14 protein-coding genes are annotated in these 18785 nt (G+C 56.6%); 6 read left to right on the top strand and 8 right to left on the bottom strand.

Annotation, left to right across the window (positions count from 1 at the left end; translation table 11 throughout):
* Positions 1-3: 3 nt before the first annotated feature.
* The 3 genes from AC0B60_RS13150 to AC0B60_RS13160 are packed head-to-tail and all read right to left on the bottom strand — an operon-like array spanning position 4 to position 3005.
* Positions 4-1194 (bottom strand): MFS transporter, encoded by a 1191-nt coding sequence (locus AC0B60_RS13150; protein WP_465086273.1) that lies wholly within the window; start codon positions 1192-1194, stop codon positions 4-6.
* Between the two features lie 9 nt (positions 1195-1203).
* Positions 1204-2031, bottom strand: coding sequence for a CheR family methyltransferase (locus AC0B60_RS13155; RefSeq protein ID WP_465086274.1), 828 nt, complete (start codon positions 2029-2031; stop codon positions 1204-1206).
* 41 nt (positions 2032-2072) lie between these two features.
* The gene (locus tag AC0B60_RS13160) at positions 2073-3005 is read right to left on the bottom strand and encodes a chemotaxis protein CheV (protein WP_465086275.1); all 933 of its coding nucleotides are present in this window, start codon (positions 3003-3005) and stop codon (positions 2073-2075) included.
* Between the two features lie 199 nt (positions 3006-3204).
* Here AC0B60_RS13160 and flgA point away from each other — a divergent pair, with 199 nt between their 5' ends.
* The 3 genes from flgA to AC0B60_RS13175 all read left to right on the top strand — a co-directional run bounded on the left by flgA (position 3205) and on the right by AC0B60_RS13175 (position 4893).
* Entirely contained in the window at positions 3205-3909 is a 705-nt protein-coding gene (gene flgA / locus AC0B60_RS13165) for a flagellar basal body P-ring formation chaperone FlgA (RefSeq protein ID WP_465086276.1), read from the top strand.
* 179 nt (positions 3910-4088) lie between these two features.
* Positions 4089-4415 (top strand): flagellar biosynthesis anti-sigma factor FlgM, encoded by a 327-nt coding sequence (gene flgM / locus AC0B60_RS13170; RefSeq protein ID WP_465086277.1) that lies wholly within the window; start codon positions 4089-4091, stop codon positions 4413-4415.
* A gap of 7 nt (positions 4416-4422) precedes the next feature.
* Positions 4423-4893, top strand: coding sequence for a flagella synthesis protein FlgN (locus AC0B60_RS13175; protein ID WP_465086278.1), 471 nt, complete (start codon positions 4423-4425; stop codon positions 4891-4893).
* Positions 4894-4936: 43 nt separating this feature from the next.
* On the opposite strand, the gene AC0B60_RS13180 is transcribed toward AC0B60_RS13175, so the two are convergent.
* Positions 4937-5674 carry a pilus assembly protein PilB gene (locus AC0B60_RS13180; protein WP_465086279.1) on the bottom strand — a complete coding sequence of 246 codons (738 nt, stop codon included), beginning with the start codon at positions 5672-5674 and terminating at the stop codon, positions 4937-4939.
* Positions 5675-5896: 222 nt separating this feature from the next.
* Between AC0B60_RS13180 and AC0B60_RS13185 the strand changes: the two genes are divergently transcribed.
* From AC0B60_RS13185 to AC0B60_RS13195, 3 genes are read left to right on the top strand one after another with little or no spacing between them, the layout of a single operon-like run.
* Positions 5897-6514, top strand: a complete 618-nt coding sequence (locus AC0B60_RS13185; RefSeq protein WP_465086280.1) for a peptidylprolyl isomerase — start codon at positions 5897-5899, stop codon at positions 6512-6514.
* Between the two features lie 26 nt (positions 6515-6540).
* Positions 6541-8451: a bifunctional tRNA (5-methylaminomethyl-2-thiouridine)(34)-methyltransferase MnmC2/FAD-dependent 5-carboxymethylaminomethyl-2-thiouridine(34) oxidoreductase MnmC1 gene (gene mnmC, locus AC0B60_RS13190; RefSeq protein WP_465086368.1), complete on the top strand. Its 1911-nt coding sequence runs from the start codon at positions 6541-6543 to the stop codon at positions 8449-8451.
* Between the two features lie 60 nt (positions 8452-8511).
* Positions 8512-9144, top strand: a complete 633-nt coding sequence (locus AC0B60_RS13195) for a CBS domain-containing protein (RefSeq protein WP_465086281.1) — start codon at positions 8512-8514, stop codon at positions 9142-9144.
* A 25-nt stretch (positions 9145-9169) separates the two neighbouring features.
* Here AC0B60_RS13195 and AC0B60_RS13200 read toward each other — a convergent pair whose 3' ends face one another.
* From AC0B60_RS13200 to smc, 4 genes are all read right to left on the bottom strand, one after another.
* On the bottom strand, positions 9170-11920 hold the full coding sequence (locus tag AC0B60_RS13200; RefSeq protein WP_465086282.1) for a hypothetical protein: 2751 nt from the start codon (positions 11918-11920) through the stop codon (positions 9170-9172).
* A 152-nt stretch (positions 11921-12072) separates the two neighbouring features.
* The gene (gene ligA, locus AC0B60_RS13205; protein ID WP_465086283.1) at positions 12073-14103 is read right to left on the bottom strand and encodes an NAD-dependent DNA ligase LigA; all 2031 of its coding nucleotides are present in this window, start codon (positions 14101-14103) and stop codon (positions 12073-12075) included.
* On the bottom strand, positions 14100-15149 hold the full coding sequence (zipA, locus tag AC0B60_RS13210) for a cell division protein ZipA (protein WP_465086284.1): 1050 nt from the start codon (positions 15147-15149) through the stop codon (positions 14100-14102). The genes ligA and zipA overlap by 4 nt, the downstream gene beginning before the upstream one ends.
* Before the next feature lie 141 nt (positions 15150-15290).
* Positions 15291-18785 (bottom strand): chromosome segregation protein SMC, encoded by a 3495-nt coding sequence (gene smc / locus AC0B60_RS13215; protein ID WP_465086285.1) that lies wholly within the window; start codon positions 18783-18785, stop codon positions 15291-15293.

Below are 18785 nucleotides of genomic sequence, written 5' to 3' on the forward strand. Positions count from 1 at the left end.
GGATTAGGCGGGATGCCGGCCCCTGCCCTGGGGCCGGCTCGTCAGCCAAACCGCCATCAAAACACCGTGTAACACCAGGAACGGCACGGCAATCAACAACAGCCCATTCCAGTCAAACGCCACCAATACCGCACCAGCACTCAGTGCCGCAGTCGCCTGCGAGCCGAATACCATCAGGTCATTGAGCCCCTGAACCCGGAACCGCTCCTCATCGCGATATCCCTGCGGCAACAGCGTGGTGCCGCCGACAAACAGGAAGTTCCAGCCAACCCCCAACAGGATGAGCGCAAACAGGTAATGGTGAAAGCTGATGCCGCTAAACGCCAGGGCCACACACCCCAGGTAGGCCAGCAATCCCAGCCCCATCATCCTTGGAATACCCACCACACGAATCAACCAGCCACTGATCAGCGACGGCAAATACATAGCCATGATGTGGATCTGAATGACCCATTTGGCATCCTCAAGTGGGTGAGCCGCGACTTCCGTCATGCTCAGCGGTGTTGCTGTCATGATGAAACTCATGAGTGCGTAACCGATAGCCGCGGCGCTGATGGCCGCCCATATGACCGGCTGCCGCAGGATGGAAGTCATCGGGCGACCGCCCTCACCCACGGTTTCCCGTACCCGCTCGCCGCTGGCACGGTAGCCAAGCACCAGAACGGCCATGGCGAGCACCTGCACGACACTCAGGGCAAGCCAGCCGCCCATGAAGGGGTGTTCAGCCTGACCTCCGCCACCTAATAACGCAATTTCCGGCCCCAGCCAAGCCGCTACTAGACCGCCGAGAAGGACCCTGGCCGCGGCGGAACCCGCCATCTCGGGTGCCACCGACTCCATGGCGGCAAAGCGGTATTGGTGAACCACCGCCAACCCGGTTCCGCCCACAACCGCCGCAGCGCATAAAAACGGGAAACTTGCACTCCAGGCTGCCACCGCACCGAGTAACCCTGACAACGTACCCGCCAGCGCACCAAGCAACATCACCGGCTTGCGCCCCAGGCGCGCCATCATCCACGTCGCCGGCTTGATGGACAGGACCGTCCCAACAACCACAAGGCCCACGGGCAAGGTTGCCCACTCGGGTGATGGCGCCAGAAGACGTCCGTGAATGCTTCCGATAAAAACGATGAAAGGCGCTGTACACATGGCAAGCGCCTGGGCGGCGACCAGTATCCATACATTGATCGGCATTGGGGGGGCCTATTTCTTGCGGTAAATGATCCCTGGGTGGCACTGCACCATTTCATAGAGGTGAGGTAACCCGTTCAGCGATTCCGATGCTCCCAGTATCAGATACCCACCGGGATTGAGAGTGGCATGGATACGGGTCAGGATGTCCTTTTTAAGCTCTGCCGAGAAGTAGATCAGTACGTTTCGGCACATAACAATATCGAACTTTCCGAGCATGTAGCGTTCAAGCAGGTTCAGTTCCCGAAACTCCACCATGCTCTTGATCTGGGGTCGGATCTGCCAGCTACCGTTCATTGCGGGGGTGAAAAACTGCTTTTGCCGCTCGGGTGACAGGCCCCGACCAATGGCAATCATTTCATACTCGCCGCGCCGGGCAACCTCAAGAACGCTTTTGGATATGTCGGTGGCGGTGATCTTCACGTCCCGCAGCCTACCCGGCCGTTGGCGACGAAATTCTTCAGTAATCATCGCTACCGAATAGGGCTCCTGCCCTGTCGAACAGGCGGCAGACCAGATACGAAGCGACTGTGTTGATTTTCTATCGCCGAATTCCGGCAGCAGCTTTTCCTGCAGGATGCGGAACGGGTGATTGTCCCGAAACCAGAGGGTTTCATTCGTCGTCATCGCGTCGATCACGACTTCCTTCAAACTGCTACGACCAGTTCGTTTCACGCGATCAAGCAGGTCACCCAGGGTACTCAGCTTGTTCTCTTCCATGATGCGCCGCAAACGGCTTTTTACCAGGTACTGCTTGTTCTCCCCGAGCAAAATGCCACACGCATCCTGCAGGAATGATTTAAAGGCCTCGTATTCCTGTGGCGTTATTTCAGCTTTCATTGGATCTCATTATCGAGTGACTCGGATGTAACGGAAGAGCGTCACTGCTCGCGATCGACAATTTCCATGACCCGTTCGGCCAGCTCATCGGGGCTGAATTTAGCCATGAAATCGTCAGCGCCTACCTTCTGCACCATAGCCTTGTTGAACACACCACTCAGGGACGTGTGCAGCATGATAAATACGTCCTTGATTGCAGGCTCATTTTTACACTTGGTGACCAGAGTGTACCCGTCCATTTCGGGCATTTCGACATCGGATATGATCAAACACAGGTGGTCGACGGCGCGAGAACCATCCGCCGTAATCTCTTTCAGGTAATCCAAGGCCTGCTTGCCGTCATTTTTTGTCACCACCTCCATACCGATGGCCGTGAGGCATCGTTCTATCTGACGTCGGGCCACGGCGGAATCATCCACGACGAGTACCGGCAGATGGCCGGGCACCCGCTCTGAACTACGGTTGCGAACGTCTTCGGTGACATCCTCCTCAAAGGGAGAGACTTCGGAGAGTATCTTTTCAACATCGATAATCTCTATCAGCTTGTCTTCAAAGTGGGTTACCGCCGTCAAGTAAACGTCTTTGCCCGCACCCTTGGGTGGCGGCAGGATGTCTTCCCAGTTCATATTCACGATGCGGTCAACACCGGCCACCAGGAAACCCTGGGTTTTGCGGTTGTATTCGGTAATGATCACGAAGCTGGTGGCCATTTCTTCCTTGGGAATACCGGGAAGCCGGATTGACATGCCAAGGTCAATGATAGGGATAGTCTCGCCACGAATATGGGCTACACCCCGCACCATAGGGCGACTATTCGGCAACGATGACAGCCTGGGGCACTGCAGCACTTCCTTGACCTTAAAGACGTTAATACCGTACATCTGCCGGCCGCGAAGGCGAAATAACAGCAGTTCCAGGCGATTCTGCCCCACCAGCTGGGTGCGCTGATTTACACTGTCTAATACCCCTGCCATCGTTTTTTATCTCCCGCTCAAAACATCTTGCTGCCGGCACGCATCTTGCTGCGTTGATCTATAAAGTCGCTTGATACCAGCTATGTGCCGGTTTATTGACTCACTCAATAGGTTTAACGGCCGGATCCGGAAATCATTAGGACATTCCCGAACTCGGGGCCTTGCCTGATTAATGACAGCATAGGACAAACTGCCGCGTATGCGCATTACCAATTTGACTATCATACTGCTAATCGCCGTATCGGCCTGCCCTGCAATGGCTTCCATGACCACGGCGGAACAGATTCACGGTGGCGCGGAACAGTTTCTGGCGGCATTTTCAGGCGCTCAGGCAGAAGAAGGCTTTACGGTTTCCTACGATACCGGCCAACTCGACGCCCGCCTCTCGCTCGCTACCTGTGAGAAACCACTCAGTGTGTCGTTCAGCGGCGACCCCTGGAAGACCACGCAGCCCTCGCTGCTGGTATCCTGCGAGGGTGACCGCCCCTGGCGCATGTTCCTTCCGGTATCGGTCACTATAACCGGTGAAGCCATGGTCGCCGCCCGCCCGCTCGGCCGCGGCGAACGGCTGACAAAAACGGCAATACAATCAGATCACGTGGTAGTGAATTCGATTCGACGGGGTGCAATAACCAACGTCGAGCAACTTGTGGGCATGGAAATGCGCCGTGGAGTGAACGCCGGAACCGTATTTACCCCGGATTTGGTGTTGGCGCCCGCAGCGATCGAACGGGGAGACCATGTTATCATCAGCGCCCGCAGCGGCAATTTTTCGGTAAACTCAAGGGGTAAGGCCCTGGCCAGTGGCGGCATCGGAGAACAGGTTCTGGTTGAGAACCTCTCGTCTTCCCGTACTGTGCGTGCCCGTGTGACTGCACCCGGCCATGTTGAGATTCCCATGTAGCCCCGTTCCCGGCATTGATTCACCGGAAACGGCAATTTATTGCCGGCTTTTGGGAAAGATGACAAGAGTGTCATTTAACTCTTGCAAAAATCGCTAAAGAAACGTCAAACCATGCCGTTAGACAGGTATGAAATTCGTGGAGCCGCCCAACGCGGCTGATCAGCTAAGCAGGTAACGTTATGTCAGTTGACTTTAATGGAATAGGCCCAGGCCAGGTCAACACCCAGAAAACCACGGCCGACAAATCTTCCGGTGCCCAGAGCACTCAGCCCTCTACGGCTGAGCAGGCAAAGACCCAGGCGCAAAGTGCCCGCGGTGAAAATGTCAATTTGAGCAGCCAGGCGAAAAACCTGAAACAGCTCGAACAGAAGCTCGGTAATTATCCGGAAATGGACGATGATCGTATCGAGCAGATCCGCTCTGCCCTGGAAAGCGGCTCTTACAAGATTGACGCAGAGAAACTGGCCCAGAAAATGCTTGAGATGGATGAAAGCATTTTCGGGTGAGTAAATCATGGCCGCAATTGATGAATTGAAAGACCTTTTATCCCAGGATATCCGCCAACTTGAATCCCTGGCGGACATCCTGAAGCAGGAAAAAGCCTGCCTTTCCACGTCTGATATCCGTAAACTCGAAACCCTGACTGGCGAGAAAAACACTCTGCTGGGTCAGGTTCGTGATCGGGCCAAACTGAAAATCCGCCTGCTGGTATCAATGGGTTTTCGACCTGAAAACGGAGCACCCTCGCGCTTTATTCTCAGTGCAGGCCTGTCAGATGTGTACGACTTGTGGCGGGACGCCGATGAACGCCTTAAGGTCTGTCACCAGCTGAATAGCAATAATGGGCGGGTTGTCAGCCATCTGCAGAAACGCCTTTCACGTCTGACTGATATATTTCGCGGTGTTGCTGGCCACCAGACCCTCTACGGCGCTCAGGGCGAGCAAAAAGCCGTATCACACCGTACCATCCTGGCGAGCGCCTGACTGGCCGTTGGGCTCCGTAAACATCGGAGCCCAAAACACCTCATTATCGAGTGTAGATCGTCATCTGTGAATCCGGATGGAAGCGGATATTGTCGAGAGCAATGTTCCCCATCGATGGCCCCTGGCTGCCGCTGACCCGTATATTGTCCATGCGGATCTGTTCGATCCTTTCCGGGAAGGCCAAGGTGAGCCCGCCATCGTCACGGACCGCGTAACGGGGAACGTCATCCCGATAATGCACCCCGGATATCGTCAGATCGGAATCCAGAAAGCTCAGCACCGGCACGAAAATGTTCGCCGTTAGTTTCAGGCCTTCAATGGCATCCGGGTCAACCTCTCCTGTACCGTCATGATTACCGGCCATGGCAGACACATTGGCAATACGATCCAACAACGATTGATCACCCTGCCCAGCCACACCGGCCAGCTCGTCGTCATTAAGTGGAGACAAACCGGCACGCTCGTACAATTGGCCGGCGTCGGTAACATCTCGTGAATCATTCGTGGTGCTGCCAGCAGCAAAACTGACCAGTGGCTGAAATGGCAATACCGCCATGGTGACCAATGCAGCTGCGTTGCGGTAACGGGATTGGTGCCTGAGCACGCGATGTAGCTCGCGCTCGGTAATCCAGCCGGACTGTATAAACACCTCGCCGAGCCGTTGACCGGTCTCATGCTGTAGGCGCAAGCCCTCTTCCAGCTGAATTTCGGAAAGGTATCCCCGGTTTATCAACAACCGACCGAGACGGGATTTTTCTTCGAAGCCCTGACGGATTTTCAAGGTATGCCTCCAATAGCTTCACAGTAGTTGCCGTACAACCTGGCCCGGTCAGAGTGCACCAATGACACTGATGCGATAAAAGGTTAGTTGATAGTCATGAACTCCGCAGGGAATATGCCCGACTTGACAAGTTTTATCTGCTAACATCCTGCAACAGACTCGATTCATGGGAACAGTATCGCAGCTAATATTCCCTGAACTAACTACGTGAGCCATTATAGAATGACAAATTCCGTAAAACCGTTTCGATATGTGATGCAAATCGCTCTATCTGTAACCTTCATGCTGGGTGTTGCCAACTGCCTGGCCGCTGAGGGGCAGCAAAACGCGCTGCCCCAGGTCATTATCGAAACCAGTGAAGGCGCCATTGAAGTGACCCTGCGCCCAGACATTGCTCCCGAAACCGTTGAGAATTTCATCACCTACGCAAAAAATGGATTCTACGAGGGAACACTGTTCCATAGGGTCATTCCGGGTTTTATGATCCAGGGTGGCGGTTTTGACAAGGATCTGAAGCAAAAGCAGACCCGTAGCCCCATCCGGAACGAAGCCAAGCCAACCGCCAAGAACCTTCGCGGTACGATCGCCATGGCCCGCACAAGTTCACCGGACTCTGCCACGTCCCAGTTTTTCATCAACCTGACCGATAACGGCTTCCTGAACGCAGGTGTCCGTGGCCCGGGCTACGCGGTATTTGGCAAAGTGACAGGGGGAATGGGTGTCGTGGACGCCATTGCGAGCAAGAAAACGGTTCGGTCCCGAAACATGGCAGACGTGCCACAGGAACCCGTCATTATCCGTAGCGTTTCGGTCCGGCAAACCGATACCGCTGCGAAGTAGCACGTTAAGCCTACTAACCGGATACACTGACCGTGACTGACCCCAGGCTCCCATCCGTTGAAACCGCCGACATTGACTGGAGTAACGGCGCGCCCCGCTGTCGCCGCTTTGATGACGTTTACTTCTGCAGCGAAAATGGCCTGGGAGAAACGCGATATGTTTTTATCGACCAGAACCGGCTTCACGAACGTTTTTCCTTATTACCCGCAGCCTCTTCCTTTGTCATCGCAGAAACAGGGTTTGGCACAGGCCTGAATTTCCTGGCAGCCTGGCATGCTTGGGAGGAGTCAGCCACAGCGGGCAATGGTTGCCTGCATTTCGTCTCTGTTGAACGCCATCCACTGACTCCTGTCGACCTTGCCCGAGCATTCGCGATGTGGCCGGAGCTCAAGGTCTACGCTGACCAACTGTTGGAACAATATCCGGCCCCCATCGCGGGCACCCATCGCCTGGTGCTTGCCGATGGTCGCGTCAGGCTGACATTGTTTTTCGGCGACGTAGCCGATGCACTGCGTGAGCTGGATTTTCAGGCGGATGCCTGGTTCCTGGATGGTTTCGCACCTGCCCGTAATCCGGACATGTGGACCAGTGAAGTCATCGACGCCATACCGGGCCACAGCAAGCTCGGCACCACCCTCGCCACCTCCGCATCAGTTGACGAGGTTCAGCGACGACTGATTGCCGCTGGCTTCACCATGCGGAAAGCGCCGGGATTTGGCCAAAAATGGGACATGCTGACCGGCACACTGGGTGACGCAACCAGCCCCGCAACACCCCCGGCCGCAAACGACATTGAATCCATTGCCATAATTGGCGCCGGGATTGCGGGCAGCCTGCTCGCCCGGAATCTGGCGGAGCGAGGACTGCATGTTACCGTGATTGACCAGGCTCGTAAGGCTGGAACAGCAGCCTCTGGCAATATCCAGGGTGCGCTGTATGTCAAACTGGGCATTGAGTTCAATGATCAGGCAAAGCTCGGTCTCTCATCGTTGCTGTTCAGTCAACGCTATTATGAACAGTTCGGCGGAGAGCACTGGCACCCCTCCGGACTTGTTCAACTGGCCCACAGTGATAGCGAGCAAGACCGCCAGAACCGTTTCATAGCCCGCAACGACTACCCCAGCGCTGTATTACAGCAGATCAGTGCGGAACAGGCTTCTAAGCTTGCAGGCATTCCCCTGAGCCGGGGCGGCCTCTGGTTCCCTCGCAGCGGATGGCTTGAGCCCGGCGGCCTTTGCCTGGCATTGATGGAGCACGAGCGAATCTTTCAGTGTTTTGGCTTTGATGTTCACCGACTCACCCCCTGCAATGGCAAATGGCATATCGCAGGTAACGGCGAGCAGGATGTTGTGGTCGACCGAGTCGTTATATGTGCCGGCCATAAGACACCGGATCTTATTCCGCTAAAGGGTGGCTTCCGTTTCCGCGCGATTCGTGGGCAAGTAACCCACTTGCCTGCGAAGGCGGTAAAATGCCCTGATGTGGTGGTGTGCGGATCTGGGTATCTCAATCCCGCCCACGGCGCCATGACACTGGCTGGTGCGACTTTCGATCTTCATAACCCATCACCGACCCTTTCCATCGAAAGCCACCGGGAGAACCTTTCAATGCTTGATGCAATGGTTCCGGGTGCGGTAGACGCAGGCGACGTTGATCCGGCAACACTTGATGGCAAGGTCGCGTTTCGATGCACTACCCATGATTATCAGCCGGTCGCTGGCCCGCTAATGGACGCCTACGGCCAACCACTGGAAGGAATCAACCTGTTTACCGGGCTGGGCAGCAAGGGGTTGAGTTACGCTCCGCTGCTCGCGGAATACCTCGCTGACCGACTCTCCGGGCAGCCTGCCTGCCTCCCCGGCTCCCTCGCAAAACGGGTCGCGACGGGCCGATGCCACCGCGTGGAAATAACAGAACAGGAAACTATTAGCGCCTGAAGAAATCAAATATTCTGCCGATAACCGGAAAAGGCCTTGTTGTAACCGGAGCAGATCATTATGTCTATTCATGTCAGTGAACCCGGCAGACCCATTGGGACACGCCTTCCGGAGATATTCCGGGGCCGCCGTGTAGGCGATATTACGGAATTGAGCGAATCCCATAATATCGACGTTCGGCACAGCGAAACGACCGACGCCGAATTCCAGCTTGCCGCCCGCTCCGGTCGACAGCGTGCCATCGAGGAATACGGTGCCGCAGCGTCCGGTGAGCCCAAAGAACGACGGATCTACCTGCCGGTATCCCAGATATGCACCCCTGCCCTACACTCCCTGCCAGCCGCCGCAACCGTTGCCGAAGCGATGGACGCCATGGACGAAAACGGCGTCAACCATATCGTGATTACAGCAGACGGTAACGTAGCAGGACTTGTTGATTTACGCTGGCTGCTAGCCTGGCTCCACGAAACCGATGCGAACGCCATGAGCGCCAGTTTCGTCAATATTGAACTACCGGCCTTCCTGACCTCGTCTCCAGAGACGGATGCCCATCAGCTGGCAAGACTCATGCTCGCTCATCAACTTAATGCCGCCCTGGTCGTTGACGAAAACGGCCTGTCATCAGGCATCGTCACCAGCACCGATTACCTGAAGTTGTACGCCAACGCCAGCCGACATGAGGGCAGCGTATAGCATCGGGAATGCCGCCCGCCCTCAGTTAATGCAACGATAGCCCCTCTCCAGTGAACAGCCGGATCTCCCAGGTGTCCGAGGCAGCGCCTACGATTTTGACCAGGGTCAAAATTTCGTCATCACGGTAGTTTTCCAGCCCTTCTATTTCGCCCTCTGCGCCATCCAGTGGCAACTGCGCTTTCCATTCCCGACTCCTGTCATCGCCATCTTCACTACTTTCCTCCAGTGAAATCCTCGCCAGGATTGGATTGATCAGGCTATTTCCCTCGCTTTCGCTGAAATTACCGTTGGTACTTCCTGCAACAACGATGTCTCGGTCGTAAGTGCGCACCGCGCGCAGCGACTCGGTGGATGCATCATCCCGGTCATTGAAGGTAAAGGCCCGAGTCACATCTCCCAATGCTGTGTAGGACAACGCAAAACCGGCCTGACTGTTAATTTGCCGGCGCCGCAATGAGCGGTTTCCGTCGCCAGATTCGACGCGATAATTACCGGTATCCTGGCCCACCAGCCAAACATTGTTCGTTCCATAGATGCCGTCGGAGAGGGTTTCGTTACCGGAGGTTCCCCGCTGCCTGACGTTGATCGTGCTGTCTGCGCTGGAGGCGATAAAAAAGAACGCATCTTTTCCTCCAAGTTGAGGCTGACCACTCACCGCGCCGGAGGAATCCCCGATCAGCAGCGGGCTGCTGGTGGAGGTACTGCCTCCCACAACCGACTCATCATGGCCAGCCGATCCCACCTGTCGTGTCCAGGCAACCACCGGCACAACCGAGTTGCCATCAACGGTGGTGTCGATTCTCTGGAGAAAACTATCCACACCACCTGCGGCAGTCTCGTTAGGCCACTGGCCACTGGTTTCCCCCGCGTTCACTACGTACCCACTGCCCTCATCGATCCCTGTCCACCTGGGAACATCATCGCCGGAGGTTCCAGTCACGATGCTCCAGACGGGTACGTAGCTGTCCGGATCCTGGGCCGTATCGAAGAAGTAAAGCTGGGTATAGGTGTCAACACCATTGCTACCGGGGGTTCCGGAGGGTGTTTGTTCACTGCCAAATGAAACCACGAATTCGTAGCGGGTGACATCTTCATCCCCTTCCTTGACTTCGCGTTCCATAAAGCCGATCACCGGTTCGGCCCCCTGAGCAACCGCGGCGTCTGATAGCGACTGCTCAGTGATCTCCCCTTTTTGCGTGACGATACGCACCCAAGGCCGATTGCCGTCATCAACACGATAGCCAGCAATGAAAAGACGGCCGTTGTGCCCGAAGGCCGTGTCGGTGGGAATAAACTCCGCACTGTTACCCACCTCAAGCGGTGAGGTCAGTTCGTTGATGTTCACCCGTAGCTTGTCGGCGTCCGCCGAGGCGGCAAAATTTTCCCTTCCCGATTGATAGCGTTCATCAAGGCCCAGCAGAATGAAACGATCGTTTTCCAACTGGCTGTTGGTGTAATCGTTGGGAATCCGGATGCGAAAGCGCATCTCATCAACGCCCTCTGCAAAGGTCAGAAGATCCCCTTCCGCCCATTCGCCGTCCTCGTCCCGAACTTCCACAAGGAAGTCGTCGCCCAGAATAGCCTCGGAGTCGTCATCCTCACCGAGTTTAACGCTATACGCGCCAGCACGTTCACCGCTGATTAATGCAACGTACTCGCGAACATCTCCAACATTGAGCGCATCGCGGGTGCCGCCGTCCTCGGTTTCCAGTCGCACGACGGGCTCATTATCATTGATCCGCAGTAACTCCCTGACACCGGAATTGGAGCTGCCAAGCCCGGCGAGCCCTGACCTTACCTCCGTCAGCCGGATGTTCAGGGTTTCCAGGGGTTCTGCCTCGGTGTCCTCAATGACTTCCAGGCGGATGTAACATTCGGTGATGCCCGGTTCCAGAGTGATCACCCCCTTGGATAGGAATCCATCATCGTCAGGCTGATACTGAAGATAGGAAGGCACCGGTAAGGTCGGTTCGCTCTGTGTTCCCAAACCGACAATGTCCTTGCCGATGATCGCCTCGTTGTCGTTGGCAGCCCCGTTTTCACAACGCTGGTGTGGGGGATCAATGTCCTCGTCACAGCGTTGTGGGTTGAAACTTGAATCCAGCTCAAAGGCCACCGCCACACGGGTGACAGAAGGCTGATCAAGCAGTACGCGCACAATAACGGGATAGGTGTCGCTGGTACGTTGAACGGTTTGAACGACGGCGCCATCATCGTCGTATTCGTTTACCTCGTATGTCTGGCGACCGATTTCTCCGATCTCCGGAGCCTCACACCGATTATCCCGGTCCTCCGGTGCCTCTATTTCTTTACCTTCGGTAAAATCGTCAATGGCCAGGCTGAGCACGTTTTCCTGAACCTCGATCTCGAATGGCTGACTGCCGGCCGCGCGGCCGTCATTGCCAACCAGCGTAATGTTTTCCGTGGTGCCCAGGTCATTCCGGCCCCGGGAACCACCTGTCAGCCCCGGCACACCCCGCATAATGACGCCCTGGCGTGCCTTGTTGCTGGTGTCTTCCAGAGCCAGCCAGGACGGTGCATTGGTGAGCGAATAATCGAGGATGTCGTCGCTGTCGAAGGCGCCAAAATTGTAGGCGTATTCAACGCCCAGATAAGCTTCGTCCGGCGGTGTTCCGAGAATGTAGGGATCTTCGGCGTCCTGTTCGGTCTTGCAACCGCCAATGACAACCACGATCAGTGACAACAGGGCAAAACAGCCCCCACGGGGAAAGCGGCGAAGAGTAAAAGTGAGGCAAGAGAGCGAATCGGCGCGCATGAAAAAGTCCGTTTCAGAGCGTTGTTTTTATGGGTGCTTTACACACCGTTACAGAACAGGCTCATGGTAATCAATTTCACGGAGGTAGGATCTGCGCGAGTTCTCAGATTCTGGCCACGGACGGATCACAGTATCCGCCGTGGCTTGAGGTTTTATTTCAGATCGTGGGTTGCAAGAAATTCGACGAAAGCAGGCTCGTCCATCACCGGGACACCCAGGTTCTCGGCCTTCGTCAGTTTCGAACCGGCGGCTTCACCGGCAACGACACAGGAGGTCTTGCCGGAAACGCTTCCCGCCACTTTGGCTCCCAAGGACTCCAGTTTTGCCTTGGCGTCGTCCCTCGTCATGTCCGACAGCGACCCCGTCAGTACCCAGGTTTCTCCCTTTAGAGGCTTTTCACTAGCCGTGATCTCTTCCGTCTGCCATTGAACCCCTGCGCTTTTCAGGGCCTGGATGGTTTCCTGATTGTGGGACTGGTCGAAGAAACTACGAATGTGGCCTGCAACAATGGGCCCAACGTCCGGCACCGACTGCAAGGTATCTTCGTCAGCCTCACTGATGGCTTCCAGGGTTCCAAAATGGCTGGCCAGGGCTTTGGCAGTCGCTTCACCCACTTCCCGTATGCCAAGAGCGTAGAGGAACTTCCAAAGGACTGGATTGCTGGATCGATCGATGGCTTCGATCAGATTACCCGCCGACTTCTCCCCCATACGCTCAAGGCCGGTAAGGTCGGCTTTCTTCAGAAGGTACAGATCAGCAACGGTGGTCACCAGTTCTCTGTCCACCAGAATATCAATCCACTTGTCGCCCAGCCCTTCGATATCCAGGGCCTTTCGGGACGCGTAGTGTCGGATGGCTTCCTTGCGCTGTGCCGGGCAGAACAGCCCGCCAGAACAGCGGGCCACCACTTCGCCCTCGATCTGCACAATGTCGGACTGGCATACCGGGCAGGCGTCTGGCAGTTCAACCTCAAGGGCGTTGTCGGGGCGACGTTCGGCCACGACCTTGACCACCTGGGGAATCACGTCCCCGGCCCGCCGAACGAAAACGGTGTCTCCGACACGGGCGTCCAACCGGCGAATCTCGTCCATATTGTGCAGCGTGGCGTTGCTAACCGTGACGCCTCCCACAAACACTGGCTTGAGCCGGGCGACTGGCGTGATGGCGCCGGTACGGCCCACCTGAAACTCAACGCCTTCAATGACCGTCAGTTCTTCCTGCGCCGGGAATTTCTGGGCAATGGCCCATCGAGGGGCACGGGACACAAACCCCAACTGCTGCTGCAATGCCAGGCTGTTTACCTTGAAGACAATGCCATCTATTTCGTAAGGCAGGCTGGGCCGTTTATCCATCAGCTCATTGTAGGCTTGCAGACAGTCCTCCACGCCGGTCGCCCGCCGCATTTCAGGATTGATCCGAAAACCCCAGGCGCTGACCTGTTGCAGGCCCTCCCAATGTGTGGCGGGCAGCCGGCTTTCATCCTCAAGTGCGACGCTGTAGGCGCAAAGTTCGAGTGGGCGGCGGGCCGTCACGGTGGGTTTTTTCTGTCTCAGACTGCCAGCGGCTGCGTTCCGGGGGTTAACAAACGTCTTCTCTCCCTTGTCCGCCAGGCGCCTGTTCAGCGTTTCAAATCCTTCCCGGGGCATATAAACTTCGCCTCGGACTTCCACCAGTTCAGGAACGTTGCTTCCGCGAAGCCTCAGGGGCACCGACGGAATGGTACGAATATTGGCGGTTATGTCCTCACCGGTATAGCCATCGCCTCGGGTGGCAGCTCGGGTCAACACGCCGGATTCGTAATGAAGGCTTACCGCCAGCCCGTCCAACTTGGGCTCGCAGACATACTCAATGTCGTCGCCGGTCTTAAGCCGGTCTTTTACCCGGCGATCAAAGTCCCTCAGCTCCTCGTCACTGAACGCATTGTCCAGGGAAAGCATAGGAATCCGGTGAACCACCTCATCAAAGGTGGTTTCCGCCAAAGCCCCCACCCGGCGAGTAGGCGAATCAGGCGTTACGATCTCGGGGTATTGCGCTTCCAGGTCCTGCAATTCGCGGAACAGGCGATCGTACTCGGCATCCGGAACCCTGGGATCGTCCAGAACATAGTACTGGTAGTTATGCTCAGTGATGATATCCCGGAGTTCTCCGGCCCGCCTGATAACGTCGGGAGAGGCTTTGGTCATTGTCTGGGGGATCGTTGCTTACGTTCAAATTCGCGGATGCGCTGGCGGCAGTGTTCAATGGTTTGCGGAGTCATCACGCTGCGGCGCTCGTCCTTCAGTTCTCCGCCGAGGTTACGTACCACGCACTGAGCCGTTTCCAGCATGAACTCGAAGGCCTGCATGGAATTGGTAGGTCCGGGCATGCTCATAAAGAAGCTGATACCCGGCGTGGACAAGGCTGGCATATCCTCGGGCTTGAAGGTACCGGGCTCCACGGCGCTGGCCACGCTGAACTGCACCGGGCTGGAGGTGTCAGACTGCTCGTGGCGATGGTAGATGTCCATGTCGCCATACTCCAGGCCGCAAGCTTCGAACAGCGCCTTGAGTTTGGTGCCCTCGAAATTCTGCTCGCTTTTTGCCAGCACATTGATAACGATGACTTCCCGGGCCTCCGGGCGATTGGCTCCGGCGAGGGGTTGGCCGGATTGGCGAGTGGCGGCTTCCCGCCTTGCGGTGTCTTCCTCTACCTCGGAGGTCACCGTGGGGGGAATCCCCTTATCTTCAGTGCTTGCCTCTGCGAGATCGGCCTCCGGCTCGTCGTCAACGGCGCCCCAACCGGTGTCGGAATCATAGCCGTGGTCATCGGCCTCGCTGGCCGCCAGGTTGTCAGGTTCGGCTTCCAGTGAGGCGGCCGGTTCTTGCGCGCCCTCTGCGGCATCTTCTTCAGCGCCCTCAGCACCGTCTCCAGCCCCCCTTGTAACGGCGGCATCGGTGCTACTCACTACCGGCCTGGTCGGCTTGGGTTTGGGCTTGGCAAAACGGCTCTTTTCGGGTTTTACATAGCCACGTTCTTCCAGCGTATCCCGTGAAATGGTGCGTGCACCACCGTTGGGAAGCTCAGGGTTGTGGTCCTGTTCCAACGGCGAATCGTCGAGATCATCCGCGCCCATACCAGAGGAGATCGCGATTGATTCCTTGCGGGCGCGCCTCATCCGGCGCAGGCCATCAATTACAATACCGAGGATGACCAGGGTACCGATGGCAATTAACCATTCCCTAAGAGACATAGTGGTGCTGTCCTGTTTGCAGATCAGATATCGTTGCTACTCTAAGAAAAGCCTGTAATGAATACAACGCAAACACAGGCCAGATGGCCGTTTTGTCATTTTTGCTCGAACCTTGACCGCCTTTCCGCCAGCGACATGGCATTATGCGTCAGCCAACGCGGCTGCCTCCTCCACGTCGACTGATACCAGTCGAGAGCATCCCGGCTCATGCATCGTGACCCCCATCAGTTGGTCGGCCATCTCCATGGCAATCTTGTTGTGGGTAATGTAGATGAACTGTACCTGTTTTGACATTTCCTTGACCATGTTGGCGTACCGACCCACGTTGGCATCGTCCAACGGAGCATCCACCTCGTCCAGCATACAGAACGGGGCCGGATTGAGCTGGAAGATTGAGAACACCAGTGCGATGGCCGTCAGTGCCTTCTCCCCACCGGAGAGCAAGTGAATCGTGCTGTTTTTCTTGCCCGGCGGCCGCGCCATGATGGTAACGCCCGTTTCCAGCAGGTCTTCGCCAGTCAGCTCAAGGTAGGCATTGCCACCTCCGAATACTTTCGGGAACAACGCCTGGAGCCCGCCGTTGACCTGATCGAACGTTTCCTTGAAGCGCTGACGGGTTTCACGATCGATCTTGCGTATGGCGTTGTCCAGGGTTTCCAGCGCTTCCATCAGGTCTTCATTCTGGCTGTCCAGATAGGTTTTGCGTTCGCTCTGGACCTGATACTCCTCGATGGCCGCAAGGTTGATCGCACCCAGGCGCTGAATCCGGGAACCAATTTTTTCCAGGTCTTCGGCCCAGGCTTTCTCGCTGGCATCATCAGGCAGGGTAGACAGCACCTCCTGCAGGCGGACATCCAGTTCCTCGAGCTGCTCCAAATGATTGCCAGCGCGAATCTCCAGCGCCTGGGATTCCATTTTCAACTTCTCTAGGCTAGCACGGACGTCCTGAATGGTATGCTCTATGCGGCTGCGACTTTGCTCTCGATCACGTACCTCCTGATCAATTTCTTCAAGCGCATCGCGGGCAGCACCCAGTTTTTCCTCTTCAGCCAAACGCCTGTCCAAAAGGCCTTCCAACTGCATTTGTAAGTCATCGATGGGCTCCTCGGCGTTTTCGCGGCTTTCACGGAGAATGTCGAGGCGCTCGTCCAGGCGCTCTTTCTGTAGCTGCATTCGGTCGATGGTCTGGCGCAAGCCATCACGCTGGCTGTTCAGGGACTGAAGCTGGAGCTGTAACTGATGGGCATGGTCGCGGTCGTGCCGCGCCTCCTGGCGAAGCCTGTCAAGGCTTTCACGCAACACATCCCGACGTTCAAGCAGGCGCTCTTTCTCTTCATCACTGTCTTCCGTCGATGCCAGGGCCTGCTGCCATTCCTCCCGGGTTTCCAGCAGTTGTCCCTGCTGTTCCTCAAGATTCATCGACACGTCCGCAAGATCGTCACGGATGCGTTGAAGCCTCGCATCAATCTGTTCCGCACGCGCTTTCAGGCCACTGATCCTGGACGACAGAGTGGCGAGTTCCCGATCAGCATCCGCCAGCCGGCTCTGGGCATCGTCCCTGGTAGATTCCGCCCGTTCTGATTGTTCCAGCAATCGGTCAAGATTATCAGTGGCGGCTTCCAGCGAAGCTTCCGCCTGCTCCAGTTCCCCCGCCAGCGCGGTGACTTTTTTCTGGCGTTCAATCACACCAATTTGGGCCGCGTCGGAATCGGGCATCAATACCCAGTCAGCTGACAGCCAGGCACCTTCGGGGGTAATAACACTCCGGCCCGGTGCCAAACCTTTCTGCCGCTCTAACGCTTCATCCATGGACTGCGCGGTATCGACAAGGGCCAATAGGGATGCCATACCTCCAGCGCCGGATACTTTGCTGGCGAGCCCCTCTGATGGATTATTGGCATTGGAATCGCTATTCACCAAGGCCAACCCCCGGGGAGCATCACTCATGTTGGGGTGCATTCCTCCCAGCCCGGGCACACTCAACCCCTGGCTGAAACGCCCAATCACTTGCTCCACCGCAAATTCCCAACCGTCGTCTATACGAAGTTGTGTGGCCAGTCGTGGACTGGCGCTAAGGCTGCGTTCGTCGAGCCACGACTGTAGGGTATCGTCCTGGCCGCCCATCTGCTCGTCCAAAAGGGCCTGCTGGGATTCAAGCGATGCCCTCAGACTCTGGACCTGCTGGCGTGCCTCCGTGGCAGCCTGCTCTGCATCCCGCTGATGATGGCGCGCCTCCTGAAGTTCGTCCTGGACAACGTTGATCCGCTCCGAGGCTTCTTCCCTCTGCAGTTCCAGGGTTTCCTGCTGCTCCAGTAGATCGTCCAGCTCCGCCCGATCAACCTGCCCCTCAAGCAACTCCCGCTCTTCTCGAAGTCGTTGTTGACGGGTGCGGAGTTGTTCGATGGCATTTTCCTGGGAACGGATACTCGACTGGGCCAGTTCAGCCTGTCGACGCGCATCCGCCGAACGCGAACTGAAGTCCTCCCAATTATGCTGCCACTCGCTCATGGCATCTTCGGCGCTTTGGAGCTTTTCTCCGGATTCTTCGGATTTCAGTGCCAGCGCCTCCTGCTCCGGCTCGAGCATATCCAGCTCTTCCTGAATACCCGCCAGTTTCTCCTCATCCTGTTCCAGTTCCCGAGCCAGTTCGCGCTGATTGGCCATGGCCTGGTCCAGTTCCGCGGCGGTCTGGCGACTGCGGTCACGTTGGTGCTCAAGGCTCTGCTCAATGCGAGCAATGTCAGCGCCGGCTTCGTAGTAACGTGCCTGGGCCCGATTGAAATGCTCGTTACGCTCCTGATGACCGTCTCGCAGGGATTCCAGTGCCGTTTCCAGGCTGACACGTTCAGAAAGCTGCTTCTCAAGCTCGAGTTCGGTATCCCGGATGCGGGTGCGCCAGGCCTGAAGATCGGTATCCAGTGACTGCCAGCGCAGCACGGTCAGCTCGGCTTTCTTCTGTCGCTCTTCCTGTTTGTAGGCCTTGTACTTCTCTGCCGACTGAGCCTGACGCTCCAGGTGTTGCAATTGCCTGCCGAGCTCATCCCGGAGATCCGTCAGGCGCTCCAGGTTCTCCTGGGTCCGACGGATGCGGCTTTCGGTTTCCTTGCGGCGCTCTTTGTATTTGGAGATACCCGCCGCTTCCTCGATATACACTCGCAATTCTTCCGGCTTGGCTTCGATCAGCCGCGAAATCATCCCCTGCTCGATAATGGCGTAGCTACGAGGGCCCAGTCCGGTCCCGAGGAAAAGGTCGGTAATGTCACGCCGCCGGCATTTAGAGCCGTTCAGGAAGTATTCCGACTGCCCCTCGCGGGACACACGGCGGCGTACCGAAATTTCGTTGAAACGCACGAACTCGCCGGGCGCTGAGCCGTCGCTGTTATCGAACACCAGTTCTATGGAGGCCTGGCCGACCGGTTTGCGCGCACTGGAGCCATTAAAGATAACGTCCGACATGGACTCGCCACGCAGATACTTGGCCGAGCTTTCCCCCATCACCCAGCGCACCGCATCGATGATATTCGATTTGCCACAGCCATTGGGGCCCACAACCGCTGTCATGTTTGACGGAAACGGTACCGTGGTCGGGTCAACGAAGGATTTGAAACCGGATAATTTGATGGACTTCAGGCGCAT

The organism is Marinobacter sp. V34, from assembly GCF_055524115.1.

Excerpts from the sequence above, each read along its gene's own strand:
- flgA (WP_465086276.1), top strand. The coding sequence starts at position 3,205 with ATGCGCATTACCAATTTGACTATCATACTGCTAATCGCCGTATCGGCC.
- flgM (WP_465086277.1), top strand. The coding sequence starts at position 4,089 with ATGTCAGTTGACTTTAATGGAATAGGCCCAGGCCAGGTCAACACCCAG.
- AC0B60_RS13160 (WP_465086275.1), bottom strand. The coding sequence starts at position 3,005 with ATGGCAGGGGTATTAGACAGTGTAAATCAGCGCACCCAGCTGGTGGGG.
- AC0B60_RS13185 (WP_465086280.1), top strand. The coding sequence starts at position 5,897 with ATGACAAATTCCGTAAAACCGTTTCGATATGTGATGCAAATCGCTCTA.
- AC0B60_RS13195 (WP_465086281.1), top strand. The coding sequence starts at position 8,512 with ATGTCTATTCATGTCAGTGAACCCGGCAGACCCATTGGGACACGCCTT.
- smc (WP_465086285.1), bottom strand. The coding sequence starts at position 18,785 with ATGCGCCTGAAGTCCATCAAATTATCCGGTTTCAAATCCTTCGTTGAC.
- AC0B60_RS13200 (WP_465086282.1), bottom strand. The coding sequence starts at position 11,920 with ATGCGCGCCGATTCGCTCTCTTGCCTCACTTTTACTCTTCGCCGCTTT.
- ligA (WP_465086283.1), bottom strand. The coding sequence starts at position 14,103 with ATGACCAAAGCCTCTCCCGACGTTATCAGGCGGGCCGGAGAACTCCGG.
- AC0B60_RS13155 (WP_465086274.1), bottom strand. The coding sequence starts at position 2,031 with ATGAAAGCTGAAATAACGCCACAGGAATACGAGGCCTTTAAATCATTC.
- zipA (WP_465086284.1), bottom strand. The coding sequence starts at position 15,149 with ATGTCTCTTAGGGAATGGTTAATTGCCATCGGTACCCTGGTCATCCTC.
- AC0B60_RS13175 (WP_465086278.1), top strand. The coding sequence starts at position 4,423 with ATGGCCGCAATTGATGAATTGAAAGACCTTTTATCCCAGGATATCCGC.
- AC0B60_RS13150 (WP_465086273.1), bottom strand. The coding sequence starts at position 1,194 with ATGCCGATCAATGTATGGATACTGGTCGCCGCCCAGGCGCTTGCCATG.